The following is a 15,085-nucleotide window of genomic DNA, read 5'->3' as shown; positions in this document are numbered from 1 at the left end:
GGACCAGCCTGTTTACCCTGGTATCCGGATTGGTCTGATTTTCTGAACACTGAGTTTGCAGATCGGCTCTTCAACTCTGCCCCATGCACGACCACATGCACCCGACACGCGGGCCTCCCAACGGGCATCATATTTTGATCCACCCGGTCCCGCTGTGCCGCAGGAGCAATAAAAATGACGCATCACGATATTTTAAACCCGCGCCACAACGATATGGTGGCACATCACCCAACAAACGCACAAGCCACCAGCGAAGGTGAGCGCGATTACGTGGAACACATCAACGCGCAGAAGCTCTCTCTGGGTGAACGGCTGCTTGTGGTCGGCGCCTTGGTCCTTCTCGGTGTTGCCGGATTGACTGGGCACCTTAATTCTTCGGTATCGCCTGAGGTGACCGGTGCTATTGCTGCGCCTGCGACACCCGCATCATCTTCTGGCAGCCTGGATTCTTGCCGGGAATACAGCCCTTTCGCAGAGAAGAGGTGTTGACTTCGGATCGCTAGGCCCACTGCATGGAAGTCAGCTGCCTTCGACGCGTCGCACCAGAAGGAGAAAAACCATGGCCGGTCACGTCGACTACAATCTCGGGCGCTTTATCGATGCACAGAACGGGATATACGACCAGGCCCTGCAAGAACTTGGCGAGGGACGAAAGCGCTCGCACTGGATGTGGTTCATCTTCCCGCAGGTTGCCGGGCTAAGCTCGTCGGCGATGGCCGAGAAATATGCGATCCGCTCAGCGCAGGAAGCTGCCGCCTATTTGAGCAACCCCATTTTGGGCGGCCGACTTCTTCGCTGCGTCCAAGCGACCCTCTCGGTCGAAGGTTGCACGGCGCACGAGATTTTCGGGTCCCCGGATGATCTCAAACTTCGCTCTTCACTGACGCTGTTTGCTGCCGTCAGTGATCAAGGTTCACTGTTTCATGAAGCGATCGATCGGTTCTACGGCGGAAAATTCGACGAGCGGACGATAGAGATCCTCAATGCCGCGACTTAACGGCCGGGAGACTGTTCCAGCGCTGCAATCTCGTCGGAGATTTCGTTGAGGCGCTCGCGCAGATCGGACTGCGTGCCATCCTCAAGTTCTTCCTCGCCAAAACAATTGCGCGCATCGTGAAGCTCGAGTTTGGATTCCAGTTCGGCGCGCTTGGCATACAGACGATGGAGATAGGTGTAGTTCATATCTCTACCAGCTCCGATATTGCCTTCCTCATCAAGCTGGAAAACGATCTCGAAGATGGAAAGGTTCCGATATGGCCCCCGGGCTTAGCAGAGCGATGCAATTGCCGCACTGCAGGCTTTTGAGAAGTGGCTGCAGCAACCGTCGCTGCCCATCGCCTGCCGGGTGACGCGCGCCCCTTCCAAAAGAAGTGTCAGAGTGTCGGCAAGAAGTTGAGGCTCCCGAGCCCCGGCGGCGGAACAGAGCTCTTCAAGGCGTTGACGTTGCTCGGCCTTATGGCGCTCGATCACCTCATGGGCAGGGTGTCCCTCTCCCTTTAGTTCGATCGCCGCATTGGCAAGATCGCAGCCGGCCGGCTCTCCGTTCAGACACTCAGCCCGCCCCTGAACCCACGCGTCGAGCTGCGCCCGGGCGTTGCCCGGAGCCGTTGCCTCGAGATCACGCCAGATCGCTTCGGCCTTTTCGCAGGCGCGACGCAGCGTCTCGCAGACGAGCTCGTCCTTCGAGCCGAAATGCCGGTAGAGCGTCATCTTGTTGGTGAGCGCCGCATCTGCAATCGCATCGACGCCAATGCCGCGGATGCCATGTTCGCGGAAAAGCTCAGAAGCCGTCGAGACGATGCGTTCCCTCGGCGGGATTTTCTCGTTTGTCAGCACCTTTGGGATTTCATGCGAAGTTTCGGATTTTTTTACGGACGAAGTCCTTGACATAGATGTGACCGATCGGTAACAAATGCATTGTTACTTACCGGTAACACCGCTGATCGTACAAGTCAATGCCGAGAGGGCTGGCGGCGTCAGCGGAACACGGGCGACCGCCCACGAAAGGAGGACGAACCATGAGAAAGACCAGTGACCTCACGATATCCGAAGCTCTTCGCGACCCGCTGATTGCCATGGTGATGCGCGCCGATGGCGTGAAGCTTGATGATTTCAAGCAACTCCTGGAAACGGCAGCCCGCAAACGCGAACCGAATGCCTCCAAGGTAGATGGCTTCATCAACGCGATCGCCAATCGCGCCGGCGTGAACCCGACGACGGTTTCCTGCTTTTGCTGACTTCCCCGGGGACCTTCCCTGCCCCGTGCGAGAGCTGCCGTCTTCCCCCAACGGCGGCTCTCGCTGTATTTGCGCCACCTGGGGGGCGTCCAATAACTGCGTCCGGGCACATTTTCCCGTAATATGACATCCAGATGGTCAATTCGTGATCACCCGAGTCACTTGGCGAACGTGAAGGCGCATCTGTGTGAACCGGTTCAGCGCATGATGCGGGCGAGACCGTGCAGATATTGAAACGCGGCAAGCCGGTGGCAGAGATTATAACGAATCCGAAAGCCAAAAAGCCGGGTGACGAAGAGCAATTGAAGGCGCTGCGCGCGTCGCCCCGCGGCAGGAGATAAGCGCAGGCGACTTTGTCCGCCAAATGCGTGATACCGATCACTACTGATGTTCTATCTCGACACTTCCCTCATCGTTGCTGTCTTGACGAAACGAGGAAGCCAGCGATCGCGCAAGCGCCGTCTTCGAGCGATGCACACCCGAGCAGGTGTTCCTGATTAGCGATTGGTCTTTGACCAAAGTCGCCTCGGCGATCGCGCTCAAAATCGAATACGCCAACTGGAAGAGGAACACCAACGAGTCTTATATAGGCGTTTGATTTCCTTCGAGAGGCGATCACCGCCACGCCACGGTGCTCACCCTTGATCGCGCAACGGCTGAAGCTGGAGACATTTTGGGGATCGGGAAGGAGCTGATCTAGCTGATCGCCACCAGGTGCCCCGGCGAAACCGTATGGTACTGAAGCGGCACGATCTTGTAGTCCACTGCCCGGATCGGACTTTTGATCTCGTCATTGGCCGCCATCCGCTTCTCGCGCCGGCGATCGGGATCGGGCACGGGAACGGCGGCCATCAGCATCTTCGTATAAGGATGCTGCGGGTTGCCGAAGATAGCAGCGCGCGGGCCGATCTCGACGATCTCACCGAGATACATGACCGCAACACGATGGCTGACGCGTTCGACGACGGCCATGTCATGCGAGATGAACAGGAAGGCGAGGTTGAGGCTCTGCTGCAGGTCCAGCATCAGATTGATGACCTGCGCCTTGATCGAGACGTCGAGGGCCGAGACGCTTTCATCGGCGACGATCACCTTCGGATCGAGCGCCAGCGCCCGGGCAATGCAGATGCGCTGACGCTGGCCCCCGGAGAACTCGTGCGGAAAGCGCGCCATCATATCGGCTGAAAGGCCGACCTTTTCCAGAAGGTCGGCGACCTTCTCTTTGGCCTGCTTTGCCGTTCCCATCTTGTGTTCAAGAAAAGGCTCGGCGATCGCTGCACCGACGCGGATGCGCGGATTGAGGCTGGCGAACGGATCCTGAAAGATCATTTGTACGGTCTTGCGCATCTCGCGCATTCCGTTCTTGTCGAGTGCCAGCACGTCCCTGCCATCGGCCTTCACGGACCCGCTCTGCGGTTCGATCAGCCGCATTATGGCGCGGCCGGTCGTCGATTTTCCGCAGCCGGATTCGCCGACCAAAGACAGCGTCTCACCGGAAAAGAGATCGAAGGAAACGTTTTCAACGGCATGCACGCGTCCGGTCAAACGGCCGAAAAGACCAGAGTGGATATCAAAGCGCTTGGTGAGGTTCCGCACCTCCAAGACCGGCCCTGCAGAAGCAGCAACCGTGTCGCCGACTTCCGCCGGAATGTCGCATTCGCCTGTCGCTGCATTGACGACGGGAAAACGCAGCGGCCTTACGTGCCCCTGCATTGAGCCCAGCACCGGCACGGCGGAAAGCAGCGCACGGGTGTAGGGGTGGCGGCCGCGATGGAAGATGTCGGCCGTTGCCCCCGTTTCAACCTGCTCGCCGCGATACATCACCACAGTTCTGTCGGCTATTTCGGCAACAACGCCCATGTCGTGGGTGATGAAGAGAACGGAGGTTCCTTCCTCCTCCTGCAGCATCTTGATGAGATCGAGGATTTGCCCTTGGATGGTGACGTCGAGCGCGGTCGTCGGTTCGTCGGCAATCAGCAGCTTCGGTTTCGAGGCAAGCGCCATGGCGATCATCACGCGCTGACGCATGCCGCCGGAAAAACGGTGCGGATATTCATCGAAACGCGAGGCAGCGGAGGAAATGCGGACCTTTTCCAGAAGCCGGATCACTTCGGCTCGTGCTTCGGTCTTCGACATGGCCGAATGGCAAAGCAGTGCTTCGGAAATCTGGTCGCCGATCGTAAAGAGCGGGTTGAGGCTCGTCATCGGCTCCTGAAAGATCATCGAGACGTCATTGCCGCGCACCTGCCGCATGCCACTTTCCGGAAGCGCCAGCAGATTGCGGTCGCCAAGCATGATCTTGCCTTCGATCCGGCTCGTATCCGGCTGCAGTAGCCGCATGATCGACAGCGACGTGACGCTCTTGCCAGAACCCGACTCGCCGACAATTGCAACCGTTTCGCCCGGCGCCACGCGGAAGGAAACATCGCGGACGACAGGCTTCCACTCGCCCTCGACCAGAAACGACGTCGTGAGATTCTCGACGGAGAGAACGGCTTCTGCCTGCTGGATCGTCTGCACCTGAAAGCCTGCCATGTTTGGTTCCTCTTGGATGCCTGAAAGCCGGAAAGATCAATCCGGCCAACGCAACACAGCGTCGAACCGGTGCTTGCCGCGGATTTCGATAGGCGTTGCGATGATCTCGTTGGAGGCGTGCGCCTTGTCCAGTTCTTCGGCCAAACGGCTTGCAACGATCTTTTCCTGGCCTGGGTGCAGGTTGCAGGGGTCGAGATAGAAATACTGATGCTCGACCTCGTGGTCGCGGACGATGATCGGCGGCGTCCCGCGCGCCAGCGCGTCGGCCAAATCCCAGGCGGTGATATGGGCTTCCTCCGGTTTGAGGATGACGCGCAGGCGATCAAGCGGATTCTTGGTCGGATCGGGTTCGATCAGCGCGGTTACGCCGGGGCGGTCGTCCAACATCCGCTTCCAGAGATTGAGGTAGCCCGTTTCGCGCTCGCGAATGCCGGTGTGGTCACGCATTTCCCAAGCCTCCAGGGCGGCCATGGCGCCGAAAATGCTTTCCTTGCCGACCTTCATGCCGCGGCCAATGCCCATGTTCTGCAGGAAGGCGTTGCGTACCAGTTCCTTTTTGCCGGCGACGATGCCCGAGGTCGGACCGCCGAGGAATTTGTGACCGGAATAGAGCGCGATATCCGCGCCTTGCTCCAGGAAAACACGCAGGTCGTACTCCGACGCCGCATCGACGATGACCGGCACGCCCTTGGCGTGGGCGATCTCGACGAACTCCTTGAGGTTCAGAAGGCCATAGTCGACGACATGGTGCGACACGACGTAGACGGCCGCAGCCGTCCTTTCGGTGATTGCATTTTCCATGTGAAAACGATGGGTCGATGTCGCCTGACCGATCAGCACCGCCTTGGCCCCAGCAAGGCGGATCGCCTGATCGACGGGTGCGCCATAGCTCACAACGTGGCCCGTCTGCACCAGAACCTCGTTCTTTTCTGGCGTCACGTTCGGCAGTTTCTCGATCGCCAGCAGGTTGTTGCCGGTGATGGCACCTGCGACGGCCAGGGAAATGCCCGCGGAGCAGGATGCCGTCACGAAACCGGCTTCGGCACCCGTCAACCGGGCAATGACGGCACTGGCCTTGCGCTGCAGGTCGTTGATTTCGACAAATTGCGGCAGGATCGACGACATGGCCGCGATTGCCTCGGGGACGACGATCGATGCGCCGAGGCTGGTCATCGTGCCGGAAACGTTGATGACCGGACGAAGGCCGATCGACGCGCGAATGTCATCAGACATGTGTATCTCCAGATTGAATGTCGAGATGGCGAGTGTTGCAGCTTGTATCCTTAGCGGCTATCCCATAGTAATGTAATAGACTCATGCCCGCATACGAGGAGCGTGGAATTGGACGGCAAGACACCATCAGTAATTTACTCCGAAGACGAGCCGCCCATTGAAGAACCCGGGGGTAAGGGCGCACGTCGCTCGCGGGTAAGCGGTATCGACCGCGCGCTGCAGGTCATTGATCACCTTTACGAAACGGGCTCTCCGACGGGAGTCTATGCAATCGCCAAGGCTGTGAAGGCGCCGCTCTCGACCGTCTACGTCATCGTTGATGATCTGGTCGAAAAGAACATGTTGACGCGCAATGGCGACGGCACGATCTGGCTCGGTTCGCGGCTCTACCATTACGGTCTTGCCTATGCCCGCTCGCTCGATTTCATGAGCGTCGCGATGCATGAGATGCACGATCTTTGCCGTCAGGCGGGTGAAACCGTTCAGGTTTGCGGCCGCGACGGCGACTATATGCTCGTGCTTGCCATGGCTGACGGCCCGAGCCATTTCCAGGTCGCTTCGCGTGTCGGCACGCGCATTCCGCTGAACTGGACCGCATCGGGTCGCCTGCTTGTCGGCCACCTGCCGGAAGAGGAGCGCTTCGAACTTTTCAAGCGCTGCGCCAAATCTTCGCCGACCGGCCGTGCCGAAATGGACCCCGGCGTGCTTTCCGCCTCGGCGGGTGCGGCGTTTCAGTCTCGCCTGTCGATCCAGGCCGGCGAGTCCGACTATGCGGTCGCCTGCATCGCTTCGCCGATCTGCGACAGAGATGGCCAATGCGTCGCGACCATTTCCATTGTCCTTCCAGAACAGAAGGCCTTTTCCGACGAGAACCACTATACCGCGCACGTGCGAACATCGGCCGAACGCATCGAAAAGATCATGGGCTGGCGCAACCACTAGGCTTTCCCCTCTTCAATCACGCAAGGCGATGATCGCCTCGATTTCGACAGTGATGTTACCCGGCAGCGAGCCGAAGCCAACCGCCGAACGGGCATGGCTGCCGGTGTCTTTTCCAAAAACGTCGACGAAGAGATCCGAGCATCCGTTGATGACGCTTGGATGGTCTGCAAACTGCGGCACGGCGTTAACCATGCCGAGCAGCTTCACGACGCGCTTTACCCGGGAAAGATCGCCAAGCGCGTCATGCATGACGGCAAGAAGATTGATGCCGGTGAGACGCGCATGTCTATAGGCATCTTCGACGCCGATCTCAGCGCCGACCTTGCCAGAATATAGAAAGCCGTCGGCCTCGCGCGGCCCCTGACCGGAGAGGTAGAGAATATTACCTTCCAGCACATGCGTCACGAAATGGGCGATCGGCGGCGGCGCGGGCGGAAGCTCTATACCGAGCGCAGCAAGCCTTTCATAGGGTGAGCTTGCCGGCTTGGCGTTAGCTGGAGACGTGTTCACGCAAACTCCTGTCATGCGGATTTCTGTTCTGGCTCTTAGCGGTAGGAATAACCGTGGCTGTGACGCACGAGCCTGCGGGCACGCGGAATGTAACGGCTTGCGGCAATTGCCTCGCTGCCGATCACCGCATAGCGAGGCTCGAACAGCTTCATAAGAACGGAAACGTCGCCGTTGGAATCGGTGGCTTCGACATCGGAATCGACGAGATCGAAGACCGTGAAATCGGCGCGCTGTCCGACGGCAAGCCGGTTTTCCATCGAAAGCTTGATGACGGAGGCAGGCGCATGCGTGACCGCTGCCACCACCTTGTCGAAAGGCATGCCGACGCAGAGCAGCTTCGACATGGTCGTCGCCAGATCCCAAACCGGAAAATTCATCGAATGGCCATGCAGGTCCGTCGAGATCGAGAAGGGCAAGAGGCCGCGCTTGATTGCGGCTTCCGCGACCTTGAAGGAGAAGGAGGCGCCGCCATGGCCGATGTCGAGGCGGATGCCCTCGCCCGCGCAACGCTGCGCGAGATCGAAAAGGTCCTCGTCTTCCATGATGCTCGAACCGGCCTTGCCGTTGAAGCAATGGGTGATGACGTCACCGGGACCAAGGATCTCCAGCACTTCATCATAAAGAGCCGGTGGCTCGCCGACGTGCACCATCATCGGAACCTTGAGGATCTTGGAGATCTTCTTGCCGAGCTTTACTGGTGTCGCACCCCACGAGCCGGTGATGACGTGGCTGGCGCGCACCTTGATGCCGACGATGTGCTCGCTGTTTTCAGCATAGCATTCAAGGATGCGGTCAAGATCAATGTCGCGGATGTCCCGCAATTCGGCGACGCGGTTGCAGGCGACGAGACCGATCGAACCGAGGTTCAGGAAGGCTTTGATGCGCTCGCGCGCTGTGTCGATGATATATTCGCGGAAACCGTGGAAATTGGCTTCACCGGCAGAACCCGCATCGACCAGCGTGGTTACGCCGCGCTCGGCACCGCATTCGGATGGGCGGACCGAGATATCGGTGCCGCCATGCCAGATATGGACGTGGAGATCAACCCAGCCCGGTGAAATCCAGGCGCCCTTGCCATCGACGCAGATCATCTCGTGAGAGACTGAAAGCTGCGGACCGACCTGCGCGATTCGGCCGTTGCCGTCGATGAGGATATCGACTGCACTGCCTGGGGTTTCAGCACCGAAGGCCATAGGCTTCACATTGGTGAGGAGGAGCGGCTTGCGCGCTTGTTCCCCGGTCATTCAAAGGTCCTTTCGAAGTTTTGGATCGAGCATGTCGCGCAGCCCGTCGCCGACCATCTGCAGTGAGAGCACGGAAAGAACAATGGCGACGCCCGGAAACAGCGTCATCCAGTCGGCCTGGCCGATATACTGCCGCCCGGCGGCGATCATCGTTCCCCAGGTCGGGATTTCGGGGCTGACGCCTAGGCCCAGGAAGGAAAGGCCGGCTTCAGCCAGCATGGCGCTTGCAAACAGGAAGGTGCCTTGCACCAGGATCGGCGAAAGCAGATTGCGAAGGACATGCCGGGTCATGATATGGAAGGTCGAAATACCGAGTGCTTGCGCGGCCTCGACATAGGGCAGTTCGCGGATGACCAGCGTCGATGCACGGACAATACGGGCAAGACGTGGCGAATACACGATCGACAACGCGATGATGACCGTTGTCAGCGACGGTCCGAGGGCTGCGACCAGCGCGATCGCCAACAGAATGTCCGGGAAGGCCATCATCGCGTCGATCAGCCGGGCGATTGGCGTGTCGAATTGCTTAAAGAAACCGGCAAGCAGACCGAGGCTCACCCCGATCAACGCCGAAAGCACGACAACGGCAGCGCCGACGAGCAGCGACAGGCGCCCGGCAAAGATCGTTCGCGAGAAGACGTCGCGGCCGAATTCATCCGTTCCAAAGAAGAACAGTCCGCTCGGCGGTTTCAGCCGGTTGACGATCGAAAGCTTGGAGGGGGAATAAGGAGTGACCCATGGAGCAAGGATTGCCAGGAGCACGAAGACTGTGAGGATGAGCACGCCGAAGGCAACGGTCTTGCGCTTCAGAAAACGCCGGAGAAACTTGCTGCCCTCGCTTAAGGCAGGCCGTGTTGCAATATCCGTCATCAGTAGCGCACCCTCGGATCGACCAAAAGATAGAGCATGTCGATCGCAAAATTGATCAGCACGTAGAGGGCTGCAATGATGAGCAGCGCTCCTTGGATGACCGGGTAATCGCGGCGAAGGACCGCCGAAACGACCAGATTGCCGACACCTGGAAGGCCGAAGACCGTTTCGGTCACGACAGCGCCTGAAATCAGCACCGCCGCAGTCAACCCGATAACAGTCAGGATCGGGATCAACGCGTTCTTGAGGGCGTGCTTGAGGATCACCCGCCGTTCGATCAGGCCTTTGGCGCGTGCCGTGCGGATATAGTCGTCGCCGAGCACATCAAGCATCGAGGCACGTGTGAAACGCAAGATCAGCGCCGAGGAAACAATACCGAGCGCAAAGGCTGGCAACGTCAGGTGATACATGCGCCCAAAGAAGTTCGCGCCTGGTCCGCCATAGCCGGAAACCGGAAAGAAGTTGAAGCGCACGGCAAAGAACTGCATCAGAATCAGGCCGAGCCAAAAGCTCGGAATGCTTGCCGCAAACATTGCAAGCGTCGTGGCCGCCTGATCGACGAAGGAACCACGGCGATAGGCAGCATAAATGCCGATGGGCAGCGCGATGACGCAGGCGATCGCCAGCGAGAACACCGTCAGGAAAAAGGTCGGCTCGGCGCGGTCTAGGAGGGCTGCGGTGACCGGCATATTCAAGAAGATCGATTGCCCGAGGTCGCCTCTGAGGAGCTGACTGATGTAATAGACATATTGCACCACGAGCGACTGATCGAGCCCGAGGCGACCGCGAAGCTCGGCAATATCCTGAGGCGTTGCATCTGGGCCCAGCATGACGGCTGCCGGATCACCTGGCGTGACGCGCACGATGACAAAGACAATCGTGACGACGAGGAACATCACGACGACCATCCCGAAGAGGCGCTGGAGAATGTAACGGATCATTGAATTGCGGTCCCCTGTGCCCAACCGGGCACCGTCGAAGAGGGATACCGGCCGGCAGGACCGGCATCCCGAGGATCAATCGTCACTTCTTGATCGAAGCGTTCCAGAAGTACGGCCAGGGAGCCGGATCGACACCTTCGAGCTTGTTCGATTCCGCCGAAACGGCGTTGAAGTCGCCGATCTTCATGAAGGGCGCATCTTCATAGATCGCTTTTTGGACATTGGCCCAAAGTTCGATGCGCTTGGCAGAATCGACTTCTGAGGTGAAGGCATCGACGGCAGCCTTGCGGGCAGGCGTATCCCACCACCCCGGCGAGCTGGTCGAGAGCGAGCCGATCAGCGCCGGCTCCGGCAGGAACGGGCTGTGGCTGATATAAATGTCCCAGAGTTTCGGATCGGCACGGCGCTGCGTCAGCGTCGCCCAGTCGACGACCTGCATGTCGACGGTAAAGCCCGCGAGCTTCAGATACTCCGCTGCAACCTGCGCCATCTTGTAGTGGAATTCATACTGCCGGCTGGTGAGGATACGCAGCGGTTCGCCGTTGTAGCCCGTCTTCTTCAAGGCTTCGGCAGCCACTTCGGGCTTTGCAACATTGTAGTTGCCTTCGACGCCGGCATCCGTGTGCCAGGAATAGGCTTCCGGATAGATATCGCCGTCCAACGTGTAGAAATCCGTGCTGCCGAAGGCAGCGGCCAGCATGTCCTCCATGCTGAGGGCCTGGCGGATCGCCTTGCGGACCTCGATGTTCTTCGCAATGCCCTCCTTGGTATTGAAGACGAAGACCGGATAGCCGAAGGGCTTGAGGATGATCGGCTGTGAGGCCGTCGATGCCTTCAGCTTGTCGAAGGATTCGACCGGGATGGAATCAACATAGTCATACTGGCCGGAGACGGCAGCCTCGACGCGGGTGTTCGGATCCGGCACCGGAACGAAGCGGATTTCATCGAGATACTGATGACGCGCGCCGCCATAGCCATCGCTCTCGCCATCGCGTGACTTGTAGCCGCTAAAGCGAACGAGCTGAATATACTGGTCGGCCTTGCGCTCCTTCAGCATGTAGGGGCCGGTTCCGATGAAATCCTTCATCGGCTCGTCCTGCTTGTCGGAAGGAATAATGATTGCGGCGGAATTATTGAAGGCAAGCAGAGAGGTCAGAGGCGCGTAGGGCTGCTTCAGCGTGATCTTGACGGTTGCCGGATCGACTGCGGCGATCGCTTCGATGAAGCCTGCAGCCTGCTTGCCGCGCGAGGCGATCTTTGTCCAGCGGGTGAGCGATGCAACGACATCTTCCGACGTCATGTCGCTGTTGTCGTGGAACTTGATGCCGGTGCGCAGCTTGATCGTGTAGCTTTTACCGTCCGCGCTGATATCGGGCAGGCTCTCGGCCAGAAGCGGTGTGACGTTCCATTTCTTGCCGAAGGTATAGAGTGTCTCGAAGATGTGCTGCGTGACGATCCCCACGAGGTCGGCAGTCGAGGACATCGGATCAAGCGTCGGCGGCTCACCGATCGTCGCGACATTGATGATACCGCCTTTTTCCTGCGCCATCAGTGGGGTCGGCAAGGCGACGAGTGCCGTGCCGAGAAGGAATGCGACTAGAGTCTTCATTTCATGCTCCCGGTTTGTTGTTCCATATTTATGTTATATAAGTCTTTATAATAGAATATCGGCCATAGTGGTCCTGTCAACCGGGAATGTGGACCTGTCCGCAGAAATGCGAAGGCGCGCGCAGGGCTGCGCGCGCCTTCGCAAGCCGGGCTGCACCTATCTGTCGAACAGGCGGTATTCGATCCGCTCAATGTGATCAGGATCAGCGATCGCCTCGATCGTGGCGATCTTCTCGCCATCGAAACCGATTTTGACGACGATGCGCAGTTGATCCTGGATGCGAACGATGAAACCGAAGCCGCCGTCTACGAAAGCCGGCAGCGCGCCCCGCGCCCTCCCGTTGAATGTCGTTGCAACCGCTTGCGCGCCGTGCAGGGCGCCGGCATGGCCGAAACGAGCCGCCGTCGCATCAGGCGCGAAGACAACATCGGGATGAAGAACAGCAAGCAACGCCTGGAAATTACCGTCGCGCGAGGCGGCGAGGAATGCCCGGACGACCTCTTTCTTATGCTCGATGCCGGCCTCGGGCGCCTCGGTCGTCCCCTGCACGCGGCGGCGGGCGCGGCTTGCGAGCTGCCGGGTTGCTTCCGGTGTGCGGCCGATGACGGGCGCAATCTCGTCAAAGGGCAGATCGAACATGTCATGCAGGACAAAGGCGACACGCTCTGCCGGCGCAAGCTGTTCCAGCACGACCAGCAGCGCGACGCCGACGGAGTCCGCCAGCACGATCTCCCGCTCGGGGTCGGCGGACTTCGCGGTATCGGCGATCTTTTCATGCACCGGCGGATCGAGCTGTTCTTCGCGCCGGGATTTCCTAGAGCGCAGCATATCGAGGCAGATGCGCGCCACGACCGTCGTCAGCCAGCCGCCGAGATTGCCGACTTCGCTTGTGTTCGAGCGGCCGAGCCGGAGCCATGCCTCCTGCACCGCATCCTCCGCCTCGGCACGCGAGCCGAGCATGCGGTAGGCGACAGTCTTCAGATGCGCGCGGTTGGCCTCGAATTCGTCCGCCAGAAATTTCTTCTCGTCCATCGGTCACATTCCTTCATCGCGTTACGTCACCACCATGACGAACGAATTCCGGCCGATGTGACAGACAAGCGGCCGGCGACGTCATTCGCTGAAACATAGCAAGGAGACATATCATGCAATCGAGAATGGGAAATCCGGCCGTCGTCATCCCTGAAGCCATGCAGGCGCTGCTCGCTTTCGGGAATATTCCCCAAAAGTGCGGCCTTTCGCCAACGCTGCTCGAGCTCGTCAACCTGCGCGCCAGCCAGATCAATGGCTGCGGTGTCTGCGTCGACGGTCATCCCCGCATTGCCCGTAGGCTCGGAGAGACCGACGAGCGCCTCTTTGCCGTTTCCGCCTGGCGTGAGACGCCTTATTTCAGCCCGGCAGAACGCGCGGCCCTGGCGCTGACCGAAGCCGTCACCCGCGTCAGCGACCGCGCCGATCCGGTGCCGGACGAAATCTGGGACGAGGCGGCACGCCATTACGACGCCAAGAGCCTTGCGGCCCTCGTCATCGCCATCGCCAACATCAATGTCTGGAACCGGCTGAACGTCGCGACGCGCCAGATCGCCGGCGAATGGAAGCCTTGAGGTCCCCTGGCCGCCGCTGTTGAAGCGGCGGCCAGGGCGCCTTGGGAGGCCTAGACGATACCGCCGCCGCCAGCCACGGAGGCCGGACGTTCGGCGGAAACCTTTTTCCTGTAGCCGCTGGCGCGATAAGCCGTGACCGGATCAATAGCGCCGCCGGCGCGCCGACGCGCTTCGGCAAGGATCGGCTCGACATCGGTGCGATACGCGCGCTTCAGCGTTTCCGTCGCCATCAGCGCATCATTGTCATTCTGATGGCCGGCCAGCGCCTCGCGATCGACGATCAGGGCCTGCGCATAGGCGCGGCGGATTTCGTTGGCGCTATTGATCAGGCTTTCGATCGGGTCAGTGACATTATGCGACTGATCGATCATGTGAGCCGGATGAAAGCCCTTCACGCCGCGATACTCGGCATCGACCAGCTCATTGAAGACGAGGAATAGACGGTAAGGCTCGATCGCACCGGCATCGAGGTCATCGTCACCATATTTCGAATCGTTGAAGTGGAAACCACCAAGCTTGCCAAACTGAATCAGCCTGGCGACGATCATCTCGATGTTGGTGTTCGGGGCATGATGACCGAGATCGACGAGGCACTGGGCTTTCGGCCCGAGTGTCTGCGCGATCAGATAGTTCGTGCCCCAATCCTGCACGATGGTCGAATAGAAGGCCGGCTCGTACATCTTGTGCTCGGAAAACAGCCGCCAGTCGTCAGGCAGCCCCTTGTAGATCTCCGCCATCGCCGCAAGATAGCGCTCGAATGCCTTGGTAAAGTTGCTCTGGCCGGGGAAATTCGAGCCGTCGCCGATCCAGACCGTCAGCGCCTTTGAGCCGAGCGCCTTGCCGATCTCGATGCATTCCAGATTGTGCTCGATGGCCTGCTGTCGTGTCGCGGCGTCCGTATGGCTGAGCGAGCCATATTTATAAGAGCGCTTCTGACCTGGCGCGTCCGAGAACGTGTTGGAATTCATTGCATCGAAACTAAGACCGAGCGCATCGCCTTTGGCCCTCAACTCGCCGGCATCAGCCTTATCCCAGGGGATGTGGAGCGAAACTGTCGGCGTTGCTTGCGTCAGCTGATGAATGACGGCGCAGTCGTCCAGCTTGTCAAAGATGCCACGCGGTTCTCCGGTGCCGGGAAAACGGGCAAAGCGCGTGCCACCCGTCCCGACGCCCCAAGAAGGAACAGCCACGAAGAATGCTGCGACCTTTGTCGTAATGGCGTCGATATCAATACCGCGGCGTCCAAGGCTTGCGCCGAGCGCGTCGTAATCGGCTTCGAGAGCCGCCGCCCGCTTGGCATTTTCCTCGGCAATCAGATGCTGCGCAATCTTAAACTCGGCCATCAAATCCTCCCTGAGAC

16 protein-coding genes are annotated in these 15,085 nt (G+C 59.5%); 5 read left to right on the top strand and 11 right to left on the bottom strand.

Annotated elements, in window-relative coordinates; translation table 11 throughout:
• Positions 1–174: 174 nt before the first annotated feature.
• Positions 175–489, top strand: a complete 315-nt coding sequence (locus RGR602_RS37735; RefSeq protein ID WP_223844133.1) for a hypothetical protein — start codon at positions 175–177, stop codon at positions 487–489.
• Between the two features lie 70 nt (positions 490–559).
• The gene (locus RGR602_RS28365) at positions 560–997 is read left to right on the top strand and encodes a DUF1810 domain-containing protein (protein WP_040115375.1); all 438 of its coding nucleotides are present in this window, start codon (positions 560–562) and stop codon (positions 995–997) included.
• Here the strand turns inward: RGR602_RS28365 and RGR602_RS28360 are convergent.
• Positions 994–1,182 carry a hypothetical protein gene (locus RGR602_RS28360; RefSeq protein WP_028740048.1) on the bottom strand — a complete coding sequence of 63 codons (189 nt, stop codon included), beginning with the start codon at positions 1,180–1,182 and terminating at the stop codon, positions 994–996. The two genes, RGR602_RS28365 and RGR602_RS28360, sit on opposite strands and share 4 nt — an antisense overlap.
• A gap of 84 nt (positions 1,183–1,266) precedes the next feature.
• A complete protein-coding gene (locus RGR602_RS28355) occupies positions 1,267–1,890 on the bottom strand; it encodes a TetR/AcrR family transcriptional regulator (protein ID WP_040115374.1) in 624 nt (207 codons plus the stop codon).
• 128 nt (positions 1,891–2,018) lie between these two features.
• Between RGR602_RS28355 and RGR602_RS28350 the strand changes: the two genes are divergently transcribed.
• Positions 2,019–2,237, top strand: coding sequence for a hypothetical protein (locus tag RGR602_RS28350; RefSeq protein WP_040115373.1), 219 nt, complete (start codon positions 2,019–2,021; stop codon positions 2,235–2,237).
• A gap of 696 nt (positions 2,238–2,933) precedes the next feature.
• Here RGR602_RS28350 and RGR602_RS28340 read toward each other — a convergent pair.
• Complete coding sequence (locus RGR602_RS28340; protein ID WP_040115371.1) at positions 2,934–4,772, bottom strand: ABC transporter ATP-binding protein; 1,839 nt, start codon at positions 4,770–4,772, stop codon at positions 2,934–2,936.
• A gap of 36 nt (positions 4,773–4,808) precedes the next feature.
• On the bottom strand, positions 4,809–6,005 hold the full coding sequence (locus tag RGR602_RS28335) for an aminotransferase class V-fold PLP-dependent enzyme (RefSeq protein ID WP_040115370.1): 1,197 nt from the start codon (positions 6,003–6,005) through the stop codon (positions 4,809–4,811).
• Positions 6,006–6,107: 102 nt separating this feature from the next.
• Between RGR602_RS28335 and RGR602_RS28330 the strand changes: the two genes are divergently transcribed.
• Complete coding sequence (locus RGR602_RS28330; RefSeq protein ID WP_040115369.1) at positions 6,108–6,947, top strand: IclR family transcriptional regulator; 840 nt, start codon at positions 6,108–6,110, stop codon at positions 6,945–6,947.
• Positions 6,948–6,959: 12 nt separating this feature from the next.
• On the opposite strand, the gene RGR602_RS28325 is transcribed toward RGR602_RS28330, so the two are convergent.
• From RGR602_RS28325 to RGR602_RS28300, 6 genes are all read right to left on the bottom strand, one after another.
• Positions 6,960–7,472, bottom strand: coding sequence for a RidA family protein (locus RGR602_RS28325; RefSeq protein WP_082046710.1), 513 nt, complete (start codon positions 7,470–7,472; stop codon positions 6,960–6,962).
• A 20-nt stretch (positions 7,473–7,492) separates the two neighbouring features.
• Complete coding sequence (locus RGR602_RS28320; protein WP_040115367.1) at positions 7,493–8,701, bottom strand: amidohydrolase/deacetylase family metallohydrolase; 1,209 nt, start codon at positions 8,699–8,701, stop codon at positions 7,493–7,495.
• Complete coding sequence (locus RGR602_RS28315) at positions 8,702–9,571, bottom strand: ABC transporter permease (protein ID WP_040115366.1); 870 nt, start codon at positions 9,569–9,571, stop codon at positions 8,702–8,704.
• On the bottom strand, positions 9,571–10,512 hold the full coding sequence (locus RGR602_RS28310) for an ABC transporter permease (RefSeq protein ID WP_040115365.1): 942 nt from the start codon (positions 10,510–10,512) through the stop codon (positions 9,571–9,573). Before RGR602_RS28310 ends, RGR602_RS28315 begins: the two co-directional genes overlap by 1 nt.
• Positions 10,513–10,594: 82 nt before the next feature.
• On the bottom strand, positions 10,595–12,121 hold the full coding sequence (locus RGR602_RS28305; protein WP_040115364.1) for an ABC transporter substrate-binding protein: 1,527 nt from the start codon (positions 12,119–12,121) through the stop codon (positions 10,595–10,597).
• A gap of 156 nt (positions 12,122–12,277) precedes the next feature.
• Positions 12,278–13,153 (bottom strand): sigma-70 family RNA polymerase sigma factor, encoded by an 876-nt coding sequence (locus RGR602_RS28300; protein ID WP_040115363.1) that lies wholly within the window; start codon positions 13,151–13,153, stop codon positions 12,278–12,280.
• 113 nt (positions 13,154–13,266) lie between these two features.
• On the opposite strand from RGR602_RS28300, the gene RGR602_RS28295 reads away from it, so the two are divergent.
• The gene (locus tag RGR602_RS28295) at positions 13,267–13,725 is read left to right on the top strand and encodes a carboxymuconolactone decarboxylase family protein (RefSeq protein WP_040115362.1); all 459 of its coding nucleotides are present in this window, start codon (positions 13,267–13,269) and stop codon (positions 13,723–13,725) included.
• A 50-nt stretch (positions 13,726–13,775) separates the two neighbouring features.
• On the opposite strand, the gene rhaI is transcribed toward RGR602_RS28295, so the two are convergent.
• Positions 13,776–15,068, bottom strand: a complete 1,293-nt coding sequence (gene rhaI, locus RGR602_RS28290) for an L-rhamnose catabolism isomerase (protein WP_040115361.1) — start codon at positions 15,066–15,068, stop codon at positions 13,776–13,778.
• Positions 15,069–15,085: the final 17 nt, after the last annotated feature.

This window comes from Rhizobium gallicum bv. gallicum R602sp (genome assembly GCF_000816845.1).
In the GTDB taxonomy this organism is placed as follows: Bacteria; Pseudomonadota; Alphaproteobacteria; order Rhizobiales; family Rhizobiaceae; genus Rhizobium; species Rhizobium gallicum.
This window is presented reverse-complemented; position numbering and strand designations above follow the sequence as displayed.

What these genes read in the sequence shown, in the direction of transcription:
- RGR602_RS28340 (WP_040115371.1), bottom strand. Translation starts at nt 4,772, where the DNA reads ATGGCAGGCTTTCAGGTGCAGACGATCCAGCAGGCAGAAGCCGTTCTC.
- RGR602_RS28355 (WP_040115374.1), bottom strand. Translation starts at nt 1,890, where the DNA reads ATGTCAAGGACTTCGTCCGTAAAAAAATCCGAAACTTCGCATGAAATC.
- RGR602_RS28310 (WP_040115365.1), bottom strand. Translation starts at nt 10,512, where the DNA reads ATGATCCGTTACATTCTCCAGCGCCTCTTCGGGATGGTCGTCGTGATG.
- RGR602_RS28335 (WP_040115370.1), bottom strand. Translation starts at nt 6,005, where the DNA reads ATGTCTGATGACATTCGCGCGTCGATCGGCCTTCGTCCGGTCATCAAC.
- RGR602_RS37735 (WP_223844133.1), top strand. Translation starts at nt 175, where the DNA reads ATGACGCATCACGATATTTTAAACCCGCGCCACAACGATATGGTGGCA.
- RGR602_RS28365 (WP_040115375.1), top strand. Translation starts at nt 560, where the DNA reads ATGGCCGGTCACGTCGACTACAATCTCGGGCGCTTTATCGATGCACAG.
- RGR602_RS28325 (WP_082046710.1), bottom strand. Translation starts at nt 7,472, where the DNA reads ATGACAGGAGTTTGCGTGAACACGTCTCCAGCTAACGCCAAGCCGGCA.
- RGR602_RS28320 (WP_040115367.1), bottom strand. Translation starts at nt 8,701, where the DNA reads ATGACCGGGGAACAAGCGCGCAAGCCGCTCCTCCTCACCAATGTGAAG.
- RGR602_RS28295 (WP_040115362.1), top strand. Translation starts at nt 13,267, where the DNA reads ATGCAATCGAGAATGGGAAATCCGGCCGTCGTCATCCCTGAAGCCATG.
- RGR602_RS28315 (WP_040115366.1), bottom strand. Translation starts at nt 9,571, where the DNA reads ATGACGGATATTGCAACACGGCCTGCCTTAAGCGAGGGCAGCAAGTTT.
- rhaI (WP_040115361.1), bottom strand. Translation starts at nt 15,068, where the DNA reads ATGGCCGAGTTTAAGATTGCGCAGCATCTGATTGCCGAGGAAAATGCC.
- RGR602_RS28360 (WP_028740048.1), bottom strand. Translation starts at nt 1,182, where the DNA reads ATGAACTACACCTATCTCCATCGTCTGTATGCCAAGCGCGCCGAACTG.
- RGR602_RS28305 (WP_040115364.1), bottom strand. Translation starts at nt 12,121, where the DNA reads ATGAAGACTCTAGTCGCATTCCTTCTCGGCACGGCACTCGTCGCCTTG.
- RGR602_RS28350 (WP_040115373.1), top strand. Translation starts at nt 2,019, where the DNA reads ATGAGAAAGACCAGTGACCTCACGATATCCGAAGCTCTTCGCGACCCG.
- RGR602_RS28300 (WP_040115363.1), bottom strand. Translation starts at nt 13,153, where the DNA reads ATGGACGAGAAGAAATTTCTGGCGGACGAATTCGAGGCCAACCGCGCG.